23 protein-coding genes are annotated in these 18,907 nt (G+C 37.6%); 20 read left to right on the plus strand and 3 right to left on the minus strand.

Translation table 11 applies throughout. The features are described from left to right. The first annotated feature begins 3 nt into the window (after positions 1-3). The 9 genes from BM329_RS05575 to BM329_RS14795 all read left to right on the plus strand — a co-directional run bounded on the left by BM329_RS05575 (position 4) and on the right by BM329_RS14795 (position 8,305). Entirely contained in the window at positions 4-1,686 is a 1,683-nt protein-coding gene (locus BM329_RS05575; RefSeq protein ID WP_245759018.1) for a ParB family protein, read from the plus strand. Beyond that, positions 1,673-2,284, plus strand: coding sequence for a DUF7168 domain-containing protein (locus BM329_RS05580; protein WP_041982755.1), 612 nt, complete (start codon positions 1,673-1,675; stop codon positions 2,282-2,284). The genes BM329_RS05575 and BM329_RS05580 overlap by 14 nt, the downstream gene beginning before the upstream one ends. 5 nt (positions 2,285-2,289) lie before the next feature. Then, positions 2,290-2,880, plus strand: coding sequence for a DUF2857 domain-containing protein (locus tag BM329_RS05585; RefSeq protein ID WP_041982756.1), 591 nt, complete (start codon positions 2,290-2,292; stop codon positions 2,878-2,880). Between the two features lie 2 nt (positions 2,881-2,882). After that, a complete protein-coding gene (locus BM329_RS05590) occupies positions 2,883-3,122 on the plus strand; it encodes a ParE family toxin-like protein (protein WP_041982757.1) in 240 nt (79 codons plus the stop codon). A gap of 87 nt (positions 3,123-3,209) precedes the next feature. Then, complete coding sequence (locus tag BM329_RS05595) at positions 3,210-4,469, plus strand: STY4528 family pathogenicity island replication protein (protein WP_041982758.1); 1,260 nt, start codon at positions 3,210-3,212, stop codon at positions 4,467-4,469. 131 nt (positions 4,470-4,600) lie between these two features. After that, positions 4,601-5,302 carry a PFL_4669 family integrating conjugative element protein gene (locus BM329_RS05600; protein ID WP_052453804.1) on the plus strand — a complete coding sequence of 234 codons (702 nt, stop codon included), beginning with the start codon at positions 4,601-4,603 and terminating at the stop codon, positions 5,300-5,302. Between the two features lie 38 nt (positions 5,303-5,340). Further along, on the plus strand, positions 5,341-5,889 hold the full coding sequence (locus tag BM329_RS05605; protein ID WP_041982759.1) for a hypothetical protein: 549 nt from the start codon (positions 5,341-5,343) through the stop codon (positions 5,887-5,889). A gap of 26 nt (positions 5,890-5,915) precedes the next feature. Next, entirely contained in the window at positions 5,916-7,952 is a 2,037-nt protein-coding gene (locus tag BM329_RS05610) for a DNA topoisomerase III (RefSeq protein WP_092550102.1), read from the plus strand. A 179-nt stretch (positions 7,953-8,131) separates the two neighbouring features. Then, entirely contained in the window at positions 8,132-8,305 is a 174-nt protein-coding gene (locus tag BM329_RS14795) for a hypothetical protein (protein WP_218153256.1), read from the plus strand. A gap of 124 nt (positions 8,306-8,429) precedes the next feature. On the opposite strand, the gene BM329_RS14675 is transcribed toward BM329_RS14795, so the two are convergent. Next, on the minus strand, positions 8,430-8,573 hold the full coding sequence (locus tag BM329_RS14675; RefSeq protein ID WP_177216193.1) for a hypothetical protein: 144 nt from the start codon (positions 8,571-8,573) through the stop codon (positions 8,430-8,432). A 408-nt stretch (positions 8,574-8,981) separates the two neighbouring features. Here BM329_RS14675 and BM329_RS05620 point away from each other — a divergent pair, with 408 nt between their 5' ends. Both BM329_RS05620 and ssb read left to right on the plus strand, forming a co-directional pair. After that, a complete protein-coding gene (locus tag BM329_RS05620) occupies positions 8,982-9,449 on the plus strand; it encodes an STY4534 family ICE replication protein (RefSeq protein WP_041982761.1) in 468 nt (155 codons plus the stop codon). Positions 9,450-9,714: 265 nt separating this feature from the next. Then, the gene (ssb, locus tag BM329_RS05625) at positions 9,715-10,176 is read left to right on the plus strand and encodes a single-stranded DNA-binding protein (RefSeq protein WP_092550105.1); all 462 of its coding nucleotides are present in this window, start codon (positions 9,715-9,717) and stop codon (positions 10,174-10,176) included. Between the two features lie 322 nt (positions 10,177-10,498). Here ssb and BM329_RS05630 read toward each other — a convergent pair whose 3' ends face one another. Continuing rightward, the gene (locus BM329_RS05630) at positions 10,499-10,963 is read right to left on the minus strand and encodes a type II toxin-antitoxin system PemK/MazF family toxin (protein ID WP_041982764.1); all 465 of its coding nucleotides are present in this window, start codon (positions 10,961-10,963) and stop codon (positions 10,499-10,501) included. A gap of 385 nt (positions 10,964-11,348) precedes the next feature. Here BM329_RS05630 and BM329_RS05635 point away from each other — a divergent pair, with 385 nt between their 5' ends. From BM329_RS05635 to BM329_RS05675, 9 genes are all read left to right on the plus strand, one after another. Further along, complete coding sequence (locus tag BM329_RS05635) at positions 11,349-11,609, plus strand: hypothetical protein (protein ID WP_041982765.1); 261 nt, start codon at positions 11,349-11,351, stop codon at positions 11,607-11,609. A 225-nt stretch (positions 11,610-11,834) separates the two neighbouring features. Next, positions 11,835-12,464 (plus strand): PFGI-1 class ICE element type IV pilus protein PilL2, encoded by a 630-nt coding sequence (gene pilL2, locus BM329_RS05640; RefSeq protein ID WP_052453805.1) that lies wholly within the window; start codon positions 11,835-11,837, stop codon positions 12,462-12,464. Then, positions 12,461-13,165 carry a hypothetical protein gene (locus BM329_RS05645; RefSeq protein ID WP_041982766.1) on the plus strand — a complete coding sequence of 235 codons (705 nt, stop codon included), beginning with the start codon at positions 12,461-12,463 and terminating at the stop codon, positions 13,163-13,165. The genes pilL2 and BM329_RS05645 overlap by 4 nt, the downstream gene beginning before the upstream one ends. Positions 13,166-13,234: 69 nt before the next feature. Continuing rightward, positions 13,235-13,918 carry a TIGR03759 family integrating conjugative element protein gene (locus tag BM329_RS05650; RefSeq protein WP_041982776.1) on the plus strand — a complete coding sequence of 228 codons (684 nt, stop codon included), beginning with the start codon at positions 13,235-13,237 and terminating at the stop codon, positions 13,916-13,918. 12 nt (positions 13,919-13,930) lie between these two features. Beyond that, positions 13,931-14,503 (plus strand): transglycosylase SLT domain-containing protein, encoded by a 573-nt coding sequence (locus BM329_RS05655; RefSeq protein WP_041982767.1) that lies wholly within the window; start codon positions 13,931-13,933, stop codon positions 14,501-14,503. Next, the gene (locus BM329_RS05660) at positions 14,503-15,024 is read left to right on the plus strand and encodes an integrating conjugative element protein (protein WP_041982768.1); all 522 of its coding nucleotides are present in this window, start codon (positions 14,503-14,505) and stop codon (positions 15,022-15,024) included. Before BM329_RS05655 ends, BM329_RS05660 begins: the two co-directional genes overlap by 1 nt. Beyond that, complete coding sequence (locus BM329_RS05665; protein ID WP_041982769.1) at positions 15,024-15,254, plus strand: hypothetical protein; 231 nt, start codon at positions 15,024-15,026, stop codon at positions 15,252-15,254. The genes BM329_RS05660 and BM329_RS05665 overlap by 1 nt, the downstream gene beginning before the upstream one ends. Next, positions 15,247-17,385, plus strand: coding sequence for a type IV conjugative transfer system coupling protein TraD (gene traD / locus BM329_RS05670; RefSeq protein WP_092550108.1), 2,139 nt, complete (start codon positions 15,247-15,249; stop codon positions 17,383-17,385). Before BM329_RS05665 ends, traD begins: the two co-directional genes overlap by 8 nt. Beyond that, positions 17,366-18,124, plus strand: coding sequence for a TIGR03747 family integrating conjugative element membrane protein (locus tag BM329_RS05675; protein ID WP_041982771.1), 759 nt, complete (start codon positions 17,366-17,368; stop codon positions 18,122-18,124). The genes traD and BM329_RS05675 overlap by 20 nt, the downstream gene beginning before the upstream one ends. 138 nt (positions 18,125-18,262) lie before the next feature. Here the strand turns inward: BM329_RS05675 and BM329_RS05680 are convergent, their stop codons facing one another. Continuing rightward, the gene (locus BM329_RS05680; RefSeq protein WP_041981948.1) at positions 18,263-18,565 is read right to left on the minus strand and encodes a hypothetical protein; all 303 of its coding nucleotides are present in this window, start codon (positions 18,563-18,565) and stop codon (positions 18,263-18,265) included. Between the last annotated feature and the right edge of the window lie 342 nt (positions 18,566-18,907).

An 18,907-nucleotide genomic window follows, 5' to 3' on the forward strand; every position in this document is an offset into this window, starting at 1 on the left:
TTTGTGAAAAAACAACTTAAAAATCAATTGGGTGATGCTTTGCTGTTAGGTGGTTATGCAAATAATGAACCTCAACATACCATAGTACCAAAGAGCGAAATGCCGATGGTATTGACTCTGGATCAACTTAGCCCCAATCCGGATAACCCCCGCACCAGTCGTAATCCGCGCTTTGACGATATCAAAGCCTCCATCAAAGCCCGTGGGCTGGATACGGTGCCGAAAGTCACCCGCGATCCGCAAGGCGAGGCGGTATATATTTTCAGCGATGGCGGCAATACCCGCTATCAGATTTTGTCTGAACTGTGGCAGGAAACTGGGGAGGAGCGGTTTTATCGGGTTCACTGCCTGTTTAAACCGTGGCCCGGGCGTTTGCAGTGCATCATAGGGCACTTAGCCGAAAATGATATGCGAGGTGAATTAACGTTTATTGAAAAGGCAAAGGGCGTCTCTAAAGCAAGAACATTGTTTGAAGATAAACTAGATAAAAAAGTGACATTACGTGAGCTTTCATCATTATTAGATGAAGAAGGGTTTCCTGTTCACTACTCAAGTATCAGTAAAATGGAAGATACGTTGGATTATTTATATCCCTATATGCCTATGTTATTAGATGAGGGGATGGGAAGAGGGCAAATAGAAACACTTTTATTATTGCGCTCCAACGTTCTGAAAGTAGCTAAACAATTCTTCGATAGTAAAGATGATAAAAAATTACTAATTGAAATATTTTCTAGTGTTTGCAATCAATTAGATTCTCCAGAATTATTTTCATTAGATGTATTCCGTGATGAATTAATTGGTGAACTAGTTAAGAATTGCCCTCATTCGTCTTTTAATTATGACCGTTGGGTATTCGAATTAGACTCAAAAAAACAAAAAAAAGGTTCAATTGATATAGTTTCCATTGAAACATCTCATGTCGAACCTCAAGTTGAAAATATTGAAGTTTATGCTCATAAAAATGACACCTCAAAAATTGAGAGTGTCAGAGCAGATATTCCTGAAAGTGATGTCCAAAAATTTGAGAATGTTAATTCAGAAGTTATTGAAAGTAATATTTCCGAATTAGAAAAAACTGAATCTTTAATTTCTGAAAGTGACTTAACTAAAGTTGATAACTTTCAAAGTAACCCTAAAAAAATTGAAAAAAATTCAACTTTAAATGAGTCTGATTCATCATTTGAGAATATGTCATTAGATACTTCATTATTGATAAATGAAAGTAGTGAAGATTATATTCCTAAGGTTAGTGAAGTTGTATCCATACAAAACCTATGGCCTATTTCTCCATTATTAGATGATATTGAGCATATTCAGAGAGAAGTTTTTCTAAACGCCTTTTCACTTGCAGATAGTTTAGGATTAGGTGAGTTTATTAGTCAAAGTAATTCCAATGTTAAATCAAGTGGATATCATGTAGTTATGGATGAGAAAAGTTCAGCTTCTTTAGTTGTACTAAAGCTATTATCTGAACATAGTAGCGAAACTTCAGACCAAGTTAAATCTAATGTTTTTCATGAAGTATTAATTGGCTCATATGTAGAACAGAAAGAGCCTCTTTTTAATGATGAGCAAGTATTACAACTAATGAAAGTTGTTCGCTTATTAAGAAGGCTTCGCGAATTACAAATAAAATCATCAATGAATTTTGATGAGGTAATAAATACTGATGAGTATGCATGAGAGCGAATTACAGTACTTGAAGCGCCTCGTTGATAAGTTGCCGTCTCCTAAAGGAGGGCGGCATAAAAAATATGATGATCAAAATGAGTTGAGACAACTTGTTCTTTTAATACGTGAATTTCAATCAGTTTCTATGAGAAATTTTCAACAAGAAATTTTTTATTCGCGTGTAAATGGAGTAGTTAAATACGCTGCTGATTGGAAACTCTTATTAATGCTGGGTTCACAAGTCACAGGAACGGGGTTTATTTTTCAGAAAAACGAATATTCTAATAATTTGATTGATATTGTTTTTTATGGATTAGACCAACGATCAGCAGTAGCGCAATTGCTTTTTATTGAGCTGAAAAATCGGTTTAGATTAGCAATCTCTAGGCATTTAAGACGGAATTTAGAAATAGAGCGAGAAATATATCCTACTGTCTCACCTTATTTGATCAAGAAACAGATGAAACATTCCTTTTGTGTGCAGTGGATTTATGAGTTATGGCAGGAGTTATATCCTCTAAAACTGCACCAAGATGAAATCAACCAAATGAATGACTGGAAAATTGAATTTTATGGTCATTCTGTCGTTGGTTTTCAGATTGGAGAATAACATAGATGGCTAAAAAATCATCATTATCAGGTAATGGTTTATTAACAGATCTGGTTATGGAAATAAAGTCTGGTAGTTTGCGGCGTTGTGAATCGTTAGGGTTAAGCCAAGAAGAAATTAGAATGCTAAATAATCTTAACATTGAAGATTTACATTATTTATCAAACTGCTCTGTATCAGTTATCACATATCAAATTCATCATGAAAATTTACATCTACTTCTCGAACATTCGCGGGTAGAACAGGAACGAAATCAGTGTATTGAAAGGGCACTGGCATTAGGTGCGTCAACAGAAATGATGAATCATTATTTTGGATTATTTCCTATTGATGTCAGTACTCGTAGGCGATTAGCTGGATTACGAGTATCTGTAGGACGCGCGTCAAATTTGAGAGAAAAAGATATTGAAATAATTTGGCAGCGTTGGCAGAAAGCTGAATTTCCAAATGTAGACAGCTCTGAAGGGTTAGAATTGATGATGCTGTTAGCGGAAGAACTTGAAGTGTCGCTAACCTCTACTTGGAATTTGGTTCAAGGGATTCTAAATCCGTCCCATATCAAGAAGCGTTCATCAAAGCGCGTTGTAAGGAGTTAAATATGATGATTTGTCATTCTCGAACTCCTGAAAAAATAATGAGTAAAGCAAAAATGCAATTGAATCGCTTCAAACAGGGAGAACGTATATCCCGTAAGGTGAAGTGTACAGGTAAACAGAAAGGGGCATATTCAACATTAAAAATAAATGTAGGGGCTTTTTGGCGCTTGTTAAGTCGTGATGCGGGAAAGAATTGGGAATTGATGACGCATGAACGTTATAACAAGGAAATTCTTAAATAATAAAGAAGTCGTTTTTTCCTGCGCCTTCGATAGGGCGCAGAAAAAAAACGATTTAACTTATGAATCATTAAGCAGTATAGGTGGTATATGGCGGTTACAACTGAAGGCTTGATTAGTTTCACATTAGAAAAAATGCAGCAGAGATTAACCTCTCAGGATGCTGTTACATCAGGGACGATAAAATCAGTACAAAGCGGGTTAATTTATGCGGGTAATATTCATGATTCTATACCACGACAATTATTATTGGATAGCCGTCTATCACCTATTGATAAAGTAACATGGATGATGATTCGTTTATACGCTCTTCAAAATGAAGGGGCGATTTTCCCTACATATGACGAATTGCAATTGCAATTAGCATCCCCTAATAGTGGAAAAGCATCAAGAGAAACTGTAAGTAGAGTGCTTCTTATGCTACGGATCACTGGGTGGTTGAGTTTATGCAAAAGGGTACGGGATAGTTCTGGTTGCATACGTGGAAATATTTATATGCAGCATGATGAACCTATTAGTGCATTTGATGCAGAAACATTAGATCCGTATTGGTTAGATACGTTAGAACGAGCCGCCTGTGAGAATAAGAATAAAAGTATACAAACTACAGCTATAAATACTCTACAGGAAGTAAGAAATGATCCTCTTATGAAACATCAACATTCCCGGATAAAAATAATTGAGAATCGTTTAGGTGTTATTCAGACTCCTCAGCAACTAGCAACAGAGCAGGAACAGAATATTAATATCTCATATTCTGAGATATTACCTCCAACAGAAAATCGAACTAAGGAAAAAACGCTACAAAAAACACTTGGTTCGAATTTAGAACTAAGTAAATCACAGCTTAGTTCGAATTCCGAACTAAGCTATAAATCAATGAGTTACAGTGAGTTAGAAAAATCGAACCACTACGTACGTAATATTACACATAGTGTAAAAGAAACGTACGTATCTGAAGATGATTTGTTTTTTTCAGATACATTAAGTAGCCGTATGAGTGAGAAAGATAATTCCATGTTATTGGAGCAGTTAGTTCAACTATCTGTTCCTATTGAGCAAAAAAAATCCATTTTAGAACAATTAGAGTCAGGGGTAGCTTCTGGTACTGTTAAAAATATTGTGGCCTATGGATTAACGTTATTGAAATCAGCCAGAGAGGGGCGCTATTCATATTCTCATATGGAAAAAGTGAATAGAAATAAAAAAATACAGAAGACACAGAAAACACAGAAAATTAAAGTTGACGAACTTCAGGAAACTAAAGAGAGAAAAGCTACTCCTAATCATGAAAGAATTAAAGAACAAATTTTTGACATTAAGAAAAAATTATCGGGTTTGGGTAATTAAAAATACATGTTTCCCCCAGAAACAAGACTGAAAATTTTATTTTCTGGAAAAAGACTTTTTTATTGAGAAAAAAATAAATGTTTCTAAAATTTTTAGAAACAAGGTTAATTTATTAATGATGGGTAACTATTATGATTGATACTAATAAAGAGACAACTGCTAATAAAAAGTCAGCGGGTGCATTGAAATCTACATTTACCCTTGCGCTTCATACAAATTACGCTATTAAGTTATGGGAAGGAAGAAAAAATAATGATGGTAAGAAGAAAAGTAAATGGTCAATTATTGGAATTCCTGTTTTTATAAAAATGGCTTCTCGTATACATGGGGATTCATTACAAAATAACCCATTTGCTGACATGATTCTGTGGAGATTGGAAAAATCATTGAATGAAAGCAGCAAAATTATTGAAAATGAATTAGATAAAGCGGGGAAGTGGTTAGCAAATTTGCCTAACCAGATACATGTTTCTGATGTTATGTCTGAATCACCCCTTAATTTGGAAATTTTTAGCCGAACACCATTAGGTTATAGATGTGTCTGGTTACTGGTAGGTTTTGATCAATTGGCAATGAAAACATTGCAAGCATATCACTATGGGCTTATCTCCAGCAAAAAACGAGACGAAGTATTAAGTGGATCCGGTCATAGAGTACGTCAAGCTTTTGGTGTGGTTACTCTTTACCGTAGTTTTCCAATATCTCGGATTGGCTTGGACGTTGAGAGCGAAGAATATAAGGCAGCAGTAAAAATAATGGGTGATTTAGATCACGGCATTTTGAAGGGATCTAGACGTTCGTCTTTTTCTCCTCCCTTAGCTGCTTTAAAGTAGTGGCATATTAATTTCTATTAACTAAATGAGGAATGGTTATGTCTCTTTATAAGTTTTTTGTTCCTGTTTCTATAATTTTTCTGTCTGGTTGTGCGGGAACGAACTTTGCTGAAATGAATAAAAAAATTAGTGACTTGGGATTATCCATAACTCAAGGTTCGACTGAAGCTGATAGTGGGATGCCAAGATTAACTCCTACAGTTAGCAAAAAGCGTAGTGATCGGCAATATGAAATCACTACTTTGGTTGATGTAGATACAGCAGCAGCCAGAATCCGCCATTTTTATAAATTTGTGTCTAAAGATGAGTGGGATTCGTTGAAGAATAGCGGAAATACCCAAGATCAATGGACATTAAGTTCTATAAACGCTTCTGGATATACATGGGAATCAACCCCAGGTAGTTATTACAGCATGGGGAAAAATTGGAATGAAAATGATCATTTGAATATTAAATTGGAAAAAAATGGCAAAGGAACGCTGATGTTCATCACTTATAGTTCCGCTAACCCTGAACATCTGACTGATAAATATTTAAAACGTCTTTTTAAACAAATTAATGATGTTGCAATTGGTAAAGTTCGATAATTTTTAATCACAAATAAGGAATTGCTATGCGTCTTTTTTTATGTGAGAAACCATCTCAAGGTAAAGATATTGCAAAAGTTTTGGGTGCAAATTCAAAAAAAGATGGCTTTTATGAAGGTGCTGGTATTGTTGTTACATGGGCTAGAGGACATTTGTTAGAAAATGCGTCTCCTGATGCTTATGGTGAGCAATTTGGTGTTCCTTGGAGAAAAGACGTTTTACCTATTATTCCAACTCAATGGAAGATGGTAGTAAAAAAAGACGTTGTAGCGATGTTTAAGACTATATCGCAATTATTAAAAAAAGCATCTTCCGTTGTTATAGCTACGGATGCTGACAGAGAAGGAGAGGTTATAGCTAGGGAAATATTGGATATGTGTAAATATAAAGGCCCTATCCAACGCCTTTGGCTATCGGCATTGGATGATGCAAGTATTCATCAAGCTATCGGGGCAATGTTACCAGGTGAAAAAACCGAAGCACTTTATTTGGCAGGTTTAGGGCGCTCTCGGGCTGATTGGCTGATTGGTATGAATATGACTCGCTTTTTTTCAATAAAAGCCAGAGATCAAGCTTATTCAGGGGTATTATCCGTGGGACGAGTTCAAACGCCCACATTAGCTTTAGTGGTTCAACGGGATCGCGAAATATCTCAATTTGTTTCAAAGCCGTATTGGCAAGTTAAGGCATTATTGCAGCATTTAGGAATTCATTTTACTGCAACATGGATTCCTGCTAAACAGTATTGTGATGATGAAAAACGCTGTATTCAATTGCCTGCTGCAAAATCTGCTATTCAATTATGTCAGCAAGCTGGGCTTGCAAAAGTTTGTGAAGTTCAGCAAAAACGCGAGAAACATTCCCCACCATTGGTTTTTGATTTAGGTACTTTGCAACAAGTAGCATCGAAAAAATGGGGCTTAGGTGCTAAACAAGTGTTAGAAATCGCGCAAAGTTTGTATGAAAAACATAAAGCTACTACTTATCCTCGTACAGACTGTGGCTACTTACCTATATCAATGAGAGCAGAAATCTTTCAGGTACTACAAGCATTAGAAAAAAGTGATCCTTCTTTATCTCTGTTGTTGCCTAAATTGGATACGGAATTAGTGTCACGAGTTTGGAACGATAAGAAAATAACTGCACACCACGGTATTATCCCAACTAAGCAACCTCCTGTATTGTCTGCAATGAGTACAGAAGAACGCCAATTATATGAATTGATCCGAACATATTATTTAGCTCAATTTTTACCAGTACAAGAAGTTGATATTACAACAATTCATTTTGATATAAGGGGACAACTTTTCGTTTCCCGAGGAAATGTTGAAATTATTCAAGGCTGGAAGACTCTGTTCTCGAACGGCAATGAAGAAGAAGGCAGTGAAGAAGAATCAGAATCGGTGAAACTTCCTGCTTTGTCTCATGGAGAACAATGTGTTGTCAAAAATGGGGAACTCAAGCAACTGGAAACAAAACCCCCTCAGCACTACACTGATGGAACATTAATTGCGGCTATGAAAAATGCTGCTGCATTTGTCACTGATCCAGCACTCAAGAAGGTTTTAAAAGAGAATGCGGGGTTAGGAACGGAGGCAACTCGGGCAGGAATAATTACTACATTGGAAGAACGACAATTTTTGCACCGCCAGAAGAAACATTTGTTAGCAACTGACATTGGGTGTCAACTAATTGATGCGTTACCTACTGTCGTAACTAATCCTGGTATGACTGCACTGTGGGAACAAGCGTTGGAAAGTGTGGCGGATGGAAGATTGCCTTTGACTACGTTCATAGAAAAGCAGAAGGCTTGGCTTCACCATTTGTTAGAAAAAACATGTGATGTACCTTTAAAATTGAATTTGCCACCGATGCCAAATTGTCCAAAATGTCAGGGTAAAATGGTACTGCGTGAGGGTAAAAAAGGTCGTTTTTGGAGTTGTCAGTGTTATCCTGATTGTGATGGTATAATTTCTTTATCTACGCCAAACAAGGAAAAAATGTCTAATTTTCAATCAGGAAAAAAGAAAAAGGGTAAAGATATGAAGACTCTTTTTTCATGACTCAGTATACAGTCACTTGAGTTACTGGTAAGGTTTCCGGCGCTAGGAAAAGCAAAAGCACCCCGTAACTGCGGAGGGAAGGTGAATAAACTTACCTAACAGTTCATAAAATTACTGCTTCGACACGGTAGATTTTCAAGGCGCAATCAACTCCGTGAAAAACGCGCCGAGTTAGTTGAATGGCTCCGGAGTTTAATTTTTTACTCAGCAGAATTGGTGCAACTGTCAGGCGTTACTTCGGTAACGCCTTTTTTTGTGCGCGCCGGGCAAGGCGCTGTCTGTTATCTGTGGTTGTTAACCACCACAAACTGCGTTGCCTGTTGTGGCGGCAGTGGAAGCGTCCTTATACCTGAGCCAAAATGTTAATGCGGGCTGGGTTAAAGGAAAATCGAGCATGGAGATCAGCATGTAACCAACGGGGCGCATGGTGGAACGCGGGAGCCAACCATATGAATCAGGCGATAAAGACCTTACTGTTCAGAAGGCTTGGCTTAATATCACTGTTGGAACAGCAACGGCAGTTCCCGCGTTAACATAACCGTACATACGGTGGCGTGAGAGGTCAGCAAGAATCACGTTATTGCGATAAGAACGTAATTGTTGTTCTTTTGCTTGGCGCATGCACTATATAGTATTTAAATATAAATAAATTTAATTGGTAATAAGTTATTGACGTAGGTTTTTATTTGTACAAAAATAGATAATAGATTGTGTTGCTTTATACAACCTATTAATGCTTCAGTAGTCTGAGAGAAGCGCTTTCGAGTGACTACGTAATTAATGTTTCAATAGTCTGAGAGGAACGCCTTCGGGTGACTATGTTTATCTGCCATACCTGAAAAGGCAGACAGCAAACACGCTGGGTAATCCCGTTTATTCTTTGAAAACGGAGATCGTGTAAAGCGATTAAGAAGCCTTCCACATATTTGCAATATCAGATCGGTTCTATTGAACTGATTTTCCAATGGGAAATAATTATCCCATTGGGATGATGTTTCTCACTTTATCTTATTTCCTAGGAGAGACATCATGACAAATAGCAAAAACTCAAACAACGAAAACAAATATTTTAATCTTAATATCAATGGAATTGGATATTTGAGTAATATCCGTCAAGTAAAGGGTCCAAATGGACAATTTTTGACGGTTGTTGTTAACGCATTAAGTGGCTCGACTGACAATCCATCATACGTACGTTTTGATACTACGGTGGTAGGTGACACTACTGTTAGTTTGGTCAATCGTTGCTCAAAAGCGGTAGATGAAGATAAAAAAGTGCTGATTGGATTTACGTTAAGTAACCTTTCAACCGAAATCTTCACTCTCTCTAAAGGAGAACATGCTGGGGAGCAACGTGTTAGCCTTCGTGCAAGATTAATTAATATTGACTGGATCAAGATTGGACGGGAAACGGTATATAAGGCTGAAAAACCTCAGTCGATACCACCTCTTGAAGAAGAGAAATCTGCAAAACAGTATGCAGTTAACTCTTTTTAAGTTGTACATTTCTAGTCTACTTCCCTGATAGGAACATATTTCCTTCAGGGAAGTATGTTCCTATATTTTTTGATTAAGGAACATTTCATGATTTGTTCAAAAACAGGAATGCTTGCTGCAAAACTTGTAGGACAAATTTTACCATTGAAGATGGGCCAGTTTCTCGTGAATCCGTTGAGTATTTTAAATCGGATGGCATTGCGTCTAAGGCGCTGGAAAAAGGCAACTGGACACAACGTGAATATATCTGAGGAGAAATACTATTATGGCTTCAAGAGGAGTTAACAAAGTTATCTTGGTCGGTCGTTTAGGCCAAGATCCTGAAATACGTTATTCGCCAAATAGTAGTACAGCAATAGCGAATCTTACACTTGCAACATCTGAAAGTTGGCGAGATAAGCAAACTGGTGAACAGCGAGAAAAGACTGAATGGCACAGAGTGGTCATTTTTGGAAAATTGGCAGATATTGCAGGTGAATATTTACGCAAAGGCTCTCAAGTTTATATTGAAGGTTCTTTGCAAACTCGCAAATGGCAGGATCAGAATGGTCAAGACCGTTATTCTACTGAAGTTGTGGTAAATGTTGGCGGTTCTATGCAGATGCTTGGTGGAGGCAGTAATACGGGGCAAAATACGCCAAAACAAAGCGGCCGGGGACAACCGCAGCAACCACAAGCAGTTCAACAAGAACCACCAATGGATTTCGATGACGATATTCCGTTCTAGGTGCGCCGTTTTGCTTTGTAAATCAAGTGATTATGTCAGTTTGTTGAGGTAATCATAGGCTGTTGGAGTGCCTATTGCAAGTCTGACTTATCCTCACCCAGTAATGGGTTTGAATCTCGAAAGAGAGAGGGGAGTGTAGCATGTCAGGAAAAGGCTGGTTGCGGGGAAATAACCTACTTTGCGCCAGTCATTGCAAAACCCAAGTGCTAAAAAGGCAGAAGCCTAGTGGTTAAACTAGGCTTCGCAGGTTCCTCAAGGGAAGAATAAATTCTAAGGGCCTCAATGGGCAACGGCTATATTATCAGCGATCTTGTCGGAAAGATCAAGAGTCAGACTTTGATAGTAATTGATTGGCATTTATGGATTTGATTATCGCTAGCTGGATTTTTGTGACAATTTCTCTGGGTAAAATTTGATTTAAATAGCCCCTATTAGCAGTTCTCGGCCTTTGAAGCCGTTCTCTGCTGACTTGTTGTACAAGATCTGCTTTTGCCCAACGTGTTATTTGTTCAAAATACTTCATATCTTCAATAACATTTTGGCTGATTTCAACGTGCATTCCACGTTGTAATTTATTTTGATCACATTTACTTGATAAAGGAACAACTATACAAGCATTACCATCTATTTTTCCATTTATAATAACAACAAGCCGATTTTTGACCATTTCAGGAGGGATATGACCATCATAGAAATTGATGATTATTTTACCCTCTTTATCTACTGGATAATTTCCATAATCACATTCCAATATTTCGCCTACTTTGGGGCTGAAATTTATAGGCATCTGGTATTCCTCTATGCAAGGCGCAAGATGATAAATCGAAAAATTCTACTATGACTTAATAAATTTTACTAAGTATTTTTAAACTAAGAAAATAATATGTAATTATATTTATAATTGTGATGCACGTCACATTTTAATTATAGATATAATTTACTGTATTCGTTAAAATCGGAATTCCAATCAATTTTGACTATTGTTTGGACGAGTAATTGCAGACTCGTGATTTTTGTCTACGAAAAGTACACTGGTAAAGTTATGTGGTATTTACCAGTGGCCTATATATATACCACAACTGCTCTCTATGGCGGTTTGGCGGGATAGATCTATTCGTAGACAGATCGACTGCAAAAATCTCGTCAGATCGCCACCATCAGGGAGTTTGTTCATGACAATACCACCAGATGTATTTAATCAAGTAGTTGATGCAGATATTAACCATAATATGGCTCGAGTTAGGGCATTGGTATTAGATAAATCGGCACCTGAAATATGTCGCTTGGTCATTGGGTCGATTTCATTACCTGAATTATTGTCTGCATTAGATGATTTCAAATTAATGAATAAGATCGAAACCCCACATCATGATTATTCAGATATTATTAACAATATTTGTAAAGCAATTTCTATATTAAAACCTGGCGTATAATAAATAATATCATCCTATAATTAAAAACCCCGTATTAATTACGGGGTTTTTAATTAATATACTATAAATATCATCTTCTTCCATATAACTCACCAGAGCTAGAGCATGAAAGGTTTATTTTTGGTTTTTTTGTTTTTTTTCCAATAAGAGTTGTTTGTTGAAACTAGTCAGCTTTCTAAGCAAAGTAGAGTTAATGACATTCATATAAGGAAAAAGATCATGAAAATGAATAAATTGGCTCTTATTTTATTAGGTTCATTCTCATTAATTGCTTGCGTGAAGCAACAAACATCGCTGCCTATTGAAGATACTGCGCTGGCGCCATCTATCACGTCATTATCCAATGTATCTACAGTAACACCTGATGTTTACCAAGCTCCTCCCTCTGTAGTTCGCTATGACCGTTATTTATTGATTGATACTTCCCCTGAAGTAGCTCAACGTTATCCATTAGAACAAGTGATCAACTTAAAGATACCGGCTTCACTCAAGCCAACGATAGGTGAGGCAATAAATTATGCTTTACGCCAATCAGGATATTTTTTATGTAGTGCATCCAGACAAGCTAACACGCTCTATCAGAAACCACTTCCCGTCGTTCAGTATCAATTGGGTCCTACTAAGTTAAATACAGCTTTGCAAGTTCTAGCTGGTCCAGCATGGCAATTGGAAGTGGATGAGGTTCAGCGTGTCGTTTGTCATAGCTTGAGAGCTGGGTATCAGTTGCCTTCAGCTAAGAAGCAAACACAAATTGCCTCTTCAGGCCAATCAACCGTAAAACCACAATCTATCTCTACGCCTTTATCTGATATCAAGCCTGTCATCTCGAGTAATAAAGGATGGTTAGTAAAATGATGCCAGCTAAAAACAACACAAAACGTTTTCTTATTTGGGTTATTTTTTTGTTGCTATTTTTAGTGATTATTTTCCTTACTCTATTCTTCATTAAAAAACAGAGTCATATATCCGAATATGAAAATAACATTAATGCCAGATTGAAGTATTTGGAAAGTGTGCAACAGAAAAATGTCAAGGAAAATGAGTTTTCTCAGTTAAAGAACAAATTTATTGCTTTGGAAAATAACTTTTCTGAACAGCTTTTAACAATATCATCTTTAAATAAAGAAGTTCAAACAATTGTGAGCCAATTACAGGGAGAAAATATCCGTTTAAAAGCATTAGAGAATTTATTGCCTGTATTGAAAGAGAATCAACAACAATATGAAACACAGTTGGATATTTTACGTTCTCAAATTACGACTATTTCTGAAATGAAGAAACAGGAAAAACCTGTTGTTAAACCTGCTCAAACTAAAGTAGTTCAAAGTGCTCCTCAAAAAGTTCCCCAATCTAAAGCGTCATTTGCTTTTATTGGAACAGAATATCGTGGAGGGGAAATATTTGCGGCAGTTTTACCTAAGAACGCCTTATCTTTGTCACAAATTGAATTGATTGGAGTAGGGGGCGGTATTCACGGATGGACTTTATCTAAGGTTTCTAATAACAATGCGCAATTTACTGCAAAAGGGCGCACTTTGACGCTACGTGCTGAATAAGGTGACGGTATGAGAGTTACTAATAATTTATTTACATCTGTAATCGTGTTTTTTAGTACGTTGAGTTTTATGCCTTGTGCATTAGCAATTAATAGTGGTTCTGAAATTCAATCAACTGAAGTGGGTCAAGTTCAGAAAAATACGGTACATCAATTACAAGTACAAAAAGATGCCAAAGAATGGGGATTAAGTACTGATGAATACGCACATTATCAAGACTTGATGAAAGGACAACGTGGGATTCAATCACCAGGACTTGATCCGATAACGACATTGGGTATTGAAGCTAAAAGTGACCCAGAACGGCGTCGATATGCCGAATTGTGGGTGAAAGCTGAATTTGTCCGTACTGAAAAAGAATTGGTGTTTCAACGTGAGGTTGATGAGGCGTGGAAGCGATTATACCCTGAAATTTTACCTGTTAATTTAGGGAATGCAGCGAGCATTGCTCATGATACACAGGGGAGATTGGCTCTATTTGTACGGATAGATGATTGTGTGCAGTGTGATGCTAGATTGGCATCTATACTAACAGTAAAACGTTCTGTAGATATCTATGTGGTTGATAGTAAAGGTGATGATAATAGGATCAGAACATGGGCAAAAGATAAAAAAATTCCAATTGAACGAGTAAAAACGAAAGAAATCACATTGAACCATGATGAAGGGCGTTGGATTAAATATGGTGAAATGAGAATGCCAGTAGTGTTACAGCAAAATTCAGATGGTGGTTGGCGTGTTGCTGCCTTTTAACGGAGGAATACCATGAAACATCTATCAATTGGATTTTTGTTTAGTGGTGCATTACTTGTCTCTCTAAATTGTACAGCAAGCCAACAAGTTCCCCAAGGCTATCATCAGGTAGCCCACGCTGAAAACGTACCCGCTGAGGCTTTATATTCATTGGCATTAACAGAGTCTTCATACAAATTACCTCAAGGGGTTAGGCCGTGGCCTTGGACGGTTAATGTCGCTGGTAAGGGATATCGCTATAGCACAAGATTAGAGGCGTGGCGGTCGCTGCAAGTATTTATGAAAACGCATCCGACAAAGCGTATTGATGTTGGAATAGCTCAGGTAAATTGGGGTTGGAACGGGCATCATTTTAATTCTACTTGGGAAGCATTTGATCCCTATATAAATCTTCATGTAGCGGCTCGAATATTACGTTCTTGTTATGATTCTAATCCTGGAAGTTGGGTGGTAGCGGCAGGATGCTATCACCATCCTAAAGGCGGCCTTCCTGCATCTAAATATATGTCTATTGTGAAACAAAAATTATCTACGTTAACACCATCAATTGAAATATCAGAATGGATTGAACCAGAGGTGAGATAATGAAATTACAGTTATTGTCAGCTTTTTCATTATATGTAATAAGTTTTTCTGCATTAGCTGAATTAAAAGTAGTTGCAGATTTAGGAGGTGAAAATACCTCTTATTATTTTGATGCAATAAATAATCAACAAAATGAATGGAGTGAAATATCTGGTTCTGAAAAAATCCCGTTAGTGCAGCCATCATTTGAGATGGTGTTGCCAATTAAAACTCCTGAAATGTCTCCTGGTATAGTAGTAGACCGTCCTCTTAATTTACAGGGAATTGGTGCGTTATTTCTTGTCGGTGATGATGAATTATCAAGGAATTGGCTGAGCCAAAACGCTGATAAGTTGAAAATGTTAAATGCTGTAGGAATAGTAACTCAAGTTGATACAGCCGAAGTTTTTTCTGAATTGAAACAGCTTGCTAACGGGATATTGCTTTCTCCCGTATCTGGTAGTGATTTAGCTAAGCGTCTGCAATTAACACATTATCCAGTATTAATAACTGAAACGGGATTGACACAGCAGGTTCCATAATGCGACCAATTTCTCCTTTTATACAAAAAGTCATGGCTGGTAATCCACTGTATCTTTCTTTCATTGTCGTAGGAATAGTTTTTCTTCTTCTTATTTTTATTTTAGCTATCAGAAGCCACTCTTCAATTATAGCAATTAGGCATCGTCGTTATCATCAGACAGCCAAAAGAATACTGAAAAAATTACCATCTATTAGTAACAACGAATCTCAAGGAGCAGAAAATGAGTGATCGTTATGTTATTGAGGCGCTGTTACGCCCCGCCGTTGAGTTTAATTCAGCGGTTGCGGCTGGGGCTGCTGCATATGTTTGTGTAGTAGCTCCGTGGGCTGTGGCTCTGGCTCCGTCAGTTAGCTATGTAACTGCTGGGGCTTTCGCTTGCTTTTCTGCCGTTCGTACTCGCCAAGGATTACGAGTTTTACGATATAGACGTAATTTACGTAAGTTGCCGTTATATAAAATGTCTTCACATCAAGTACCAGTCAGTAATCAACGCCTGTTCTTGGGTAAAGGATTTTTATGGCAACAAAAGCACACACAGAGATTACTGGAAGCATTGCGTCCAGAAGTTGAACACTATGTGCAGCCGTCTCGCTATTATCAATTAGCCAGAAATTTTGAGCAGCGCTTTGAATTTCGTTTTCCTAGGATATGTGAATTATTACAGACAGATAGTGTATTAAATCCTGTTCGCCCACTGCCTCCAGTTGGAGGAAACCCGATTTTGCATGGAATTGAACCAGATGAAGTGAATGTTTCAATGGATTTGCGTGAACGTGTAGGGCATATGTTGGTATTGGGTACAACACGTGTTGGCAAAACCCGTTTGGCAGAATTGTTAATTACACAAGATATCCGGCGTGGAAATGTTACCATTGTTTTTGATCCTAAGGGCGATGCGGACTTATTAAAACGCATGTGGGCAGAAGCGCAAAGAGCGGGACGCGGCGATGAGTTTTATGTTTTTCACTTAGGTTGGCCTGATATTAGCGCCCGTTATAATGCCGTAGGGCGCTTTGGGCGAGTTTCTGAAGTCGCCAGTCGTGTTGCTGGGCAATTATCAGGAGAAGGGAACAGCGCGGCTTTCCGTGAGTTTGCTTGGCGGTTTGTCAATATAATAGCTCGTGCATTAGTTGCGTTGGGGCAGCGCCCCGATTACGCTCTAATCCTACGTTATGTCACTAACATTGGTGAACTCTATCAAACGTACTCATTAAAAATTATCGAAGAACTGTTACCTAACCTTTTTGCACAAATTCAGAACGCGCAAGATATATTAACCGAAAAGGATGTTCCTCGTCACTTGCAAAGCGATCCTAACGCTACTTCTATTTGGGCCATCGAAATGGCGCTGAGCAGTAATGAAGGAAAGAAAATCTATGACCCTATCTTGGATGGTTTACGTAGTGCGATACGTTATGACCGAACATATTTTGACAAAATAGTTGCATCCCTTCTTCCTTTGTTAGAAAAGCTAACTACAGGAAAAACGGCGGCGTTACTTTCTCCTGATTATGATGATATGAGTGATCCACGCCCGATATTCGACTGGCAACAAGTTATCAGGAAACAAGGAATTGTGTATGTGGGATTGGATGCGTTGTCAGATCCAGAGGTGGCGGCTGCGGTAGGTAATTCTATGTTTGCCGATTTAGTCTCTTTTGCGGGGCATATCTACAAATTTGGTGCGCATGATGGTTTACCTGAAGAGGATAAAATTAAAAAGAAGCCTATCAGCTTACATTGTGATGAATTTAATGAACTGATGGGGGATGAATTTATTCCATTGCTGAATAAAAGCGGGGGAGCTGGTATTGAGGTAACTGCATACACGCAAACTTGGTCAGATATTGAAGCACGGCTTGGTAATGCCGCAAAATCGGCTCAGGTAACAGGAAACTTTAATACATTAATAATGTTGAGAGTCAGGGAATTGGCAACGGCTAAATTGCTGACAGAACAGTTACCAGAAGTCGATATATACACTAAGACCTTAGTATCAGGTATCACTGATATTTCAAATCTAGGACAGGGGAGTGATTTCACTTCTAATACTCAAGACAGGGTAAGTTTGGTTAGTAAGCCTTTGTTATCTCCTGCTGATATCATTCAATTACCAAAAGGCCAAGCATTCGGATTATTGGAAGGAGGAAAATTATGGAAGATGCGTATGCCTCTACCTGATAGTAAAGATGATGTATTAATGCCTGAAAGTTTGAAAAAGATCGAAGAATACATGAGAAAGAATTATCGTACAGGTGAATCTTGGTGGTCAGCTAGCCAGTTACCAAATGATATTCAAGAAATACCAACACAATTAGCAGAAGATAAAGGGGAAGGTGATGGCGCAGGCACAAACTGAGGCTGATTCGCGTTCTCGTCCGGTAAAAGAGCCTGGTTTACTGGCAAAGTTACTTTGGCACTGGCCTTTAACATTGATAGGTATGTTATTAGCATCATTACTCTTCAGTTTATTCATTGAATGGGCTGGAATTGCGTTATTTTGGACTGATCAAGGTTCGGAACATAGCCGCCAAGTTATGCTAACAGAAAGTGGATATTTATCATCAGAATTTACCCGTAGCCTTTTTATGTCATCACCTTCTCAGACTCTGAGCCAAGGGGTTAACTCTGCTTATAATTGGTTATTTGTCGATAGTGGAATTCTTAATTGGTTGCAATCAACCTATGAGGCACAGATGAAAATTGATAATGAATTGACTAGAGAGTTGAATAATTGGAGTGAGTTTTTATTAATAGAACTGAGAGAATATATGGTAGCTTCAGTTTTTGTTGCCGTAACTTTCATTATCAGAATCACTATTCTGGTGTTATCAATTCCGTTGTTTGTTCTTGTTTTGTTAGTTGCTATGGTCGAAGGCTTAGGGAGACGAGATTTGAGGCGTTATGGTGCCGCTTATGAATCAAGTTTTGTCTACCATCATGCTAAACGTTTTGTAAAACCTGCTTTTGTTGTTCCCTGTATGGTCTATTTATCATGGCCTTCTGCGGTGTACCCTAATTTATTGTTATTACCTGCGGCAGTTTTATTGGGAATTGCTATTACGGTTACAATGGCATCGTTTAAAAAATATCTATAATCAAGCTGGACTCTGGCGGATAAAACTTGCTTTTATCCGCCAGAGTCAGCAGACAAGCCGTTAGGCGCGTCAGTTTTCAGGAAAGATGATGGAGATAAATATAGTTTATACTCCTGTTTCCCCCCGAAACATACATGATTAACTTTCTCTTAACTCATAAAATTTTATTAAACTTTTAATAAAATCTCGTCCTAAATATTCCTGAGACTCTATTCCTTGCATAGCCAGATCTAACATTAGATCAAATGCCTTTTTTAATTTATCATCACTTTCTCCTCGTATGTATCTAGCACATGCAAAAATATTACATTTGAAAGTATCGTTATATAAATTAACAACAAACTCTGCATAAAATTTCTTACGCATGGCAACATCTTTTAGATACTCTAGATCGTTCTCTTGTTCGTCTGTTAACATGATAGTATTTCTAATTATTATCATTATCTTTTCCTTACTTAATTAAATGTTAAAATGACTTGTCTTATAGGATGTTTCCCCCCGAAACATGATTTAGTTCATTCCCTTTATTGCAATCAAGATCTTTTGGTAGACCAATATTAATATCACGACTAGAATTCCATGCCTGTTGCCAAAGTTCCCACTTAGACTGAGTGATTATATTGTAATAATTACCTTCTTTATTTTGTGCTAAAGTCGGATAGTTATCATCATCGAATGGATAAGTTTCTTGGATTCACATATTAAGCGCAACACCGTAATGGACGAAGTAAATGAGTGGGTATTCCTTTAAATAACTCATTCGGTGTTTTGTAATCTCGTGTT

Origin of the sequence: Xenorhabdus koppenhoeferi (assembly GCF_900116635.1) — a bacterium.
Lineage (GTDB): Bacteria > Pseudomonadota > Gammaproteobacteria > Enterobacterales > Enterobacteriaceae > Xenorhabdus > Xenorhabdus koppenhoeferi.

Bases quoted from the DNA above. Each gene is read 5' to 3' on its own strand.
- BM329_RS05580 (WP_041982755.1), top strand. From the start codon at position 1,673: ATGAGTATGCATGAGAGCGAATTACAGTACTTGAAGCGCCTCGTTGAT.
- BM329_RS05665 (WP_041982769.1), top strand. From the start codon at position 15,024: ATGCGACCAATTTCTCCTTTTATACAAAAAGTCATGGCTGGTAATCCA.
- BM329_RS05590 (WP_041982757.1), top strand. From the start codon at position 2,883: ATGATGATTTGTCATTCTCGAACTCCTGAAAAAATAATGAGTAAAGCA.
- pilL2 (WP_052453805.1), top strand. From the start codon at position 11,835: ATGAATAAATTGGCTCTTATTTTATTAGGTTCATTCTCATTAATTGCT.
- BM329_RS05660 (WP_041982768.1), top strand. From the start codon at position 14,503: ATGAAATTACAGTTATTGTCAGCTTTTTCATTATATGTAATAAGTTTT.
- BM329_RS05595 (WP_041982758.1), top strand. From the start codon at position 3,210: ATGGCGGTTACAACTGAAGGCTTGATTAGTTTCACATTAGAAAAAATG.
- BM329_RS05600 (WP_052453804.1), top strand. From the start codon at position 4,601: ATGATTGATACTAATAAAGAGACAACTGCTAATAAAAAGTCAGCGGGT.
- BM329_RS14675 (WP_177216193.1), bottom strand. From the start codon at position 8,573: ATGCGCCAAGCAAAAGAACAACAATTACGTTCTTATCGCAATAACGTG.
- BM329_RS05605 (WP_041982759.1), top strand. From the start codon at position 5,341: ATGTCTCTTTATAAGTTTTTTGTTCCTGTTTCTATAATTTTTCTGTCT.
- BM329_RS05620 (WP_041982761.1), top strand. From the start codon at position 8,982: ATGACAAATAGCAAAAACTCAAACAACGAAAACAAATATTTTAATCTT.
- BM329_RS14795 (WP_218153256.1), top strand. From the start codon at position 8,132: ATGGCTCCGGAGTTTAATTTTTTACTCAGCAGAATTGGTGCAACTGTC.
- ssb (WP_092550105.1), top strand. From the start codon at position 9,715: ATGGCTTCAAGAGGAGTTAACAAAGTTATCTTGGTCGGTCGTTTAGGC.
- BM329_RS05650 (WP_041982776.1), top strand. From the start codon at position 13,235: ATGCCTTGTGCATTAGCAATTAATAGTGGTTCTGAAATTCAATCAACT.
- BM329_RS05680 (WP_041981948.1), bottom strand. From the start codon at position 18,565: ATGATAATAATTAGAAATACTATCATGTTAACAGACGAACAAGAGAAC.
- BM329_RS05635 (WP_041982765.1), top strand. From the start codon at position 11,349: ATGACAATACCACCAGATGTATTTAATCAAGTAGTTGATGCAGATATT.
- BM329_RS05655 (WP_041982767.1), top strand. From the start codon at position 13,931: ATGAAACATCTATCAATTGGATTTTTGTTTAGTGGTGCATTACTTGTC.
- BM329_RS05675 (WP_041982771.1), top strand. From the start codon at position 17,366: ATGGCGCAGGCACAAACTGAGGCTGATTCGCGTTCTCGTCCGGTAAAA.
- BM329_RS05630 (WP_041982764.1), bottom strand. From the start codon at position 10,963: ATGCCTATAAATTTCAGCCCCAAAGTAGGCGAAATATTGGAATGTGAT.
- traD (WP_092550108.1), top strand. From the start codon at position 15,247: ATGAGTGATCGTTATGTTATTGAGGCGCTGTTACGCCCCGCCGTTGAG.
- BM329_RS05610 (WP_092550102.1), top strand. From the start codon at position 5,916: ATGCGTCTTTTTTTATGTGAGAAACCATCTCAAGGTAAAGATATTGCA.
- BM329_RS05585 (WP_041982756.1), top strand. From the start codon at position 2,290: ATGGCTAAAAAATCATCATTATCAGGTAATGGTTTATTAACAGATCTG.
- BM329_RS05645 (WP_041982766.1), top strand. From the start codon at position 12,461: ATGATGCCAGCTAAAAACAACACAAAACGTTTTCTTATTTGGGTTATT.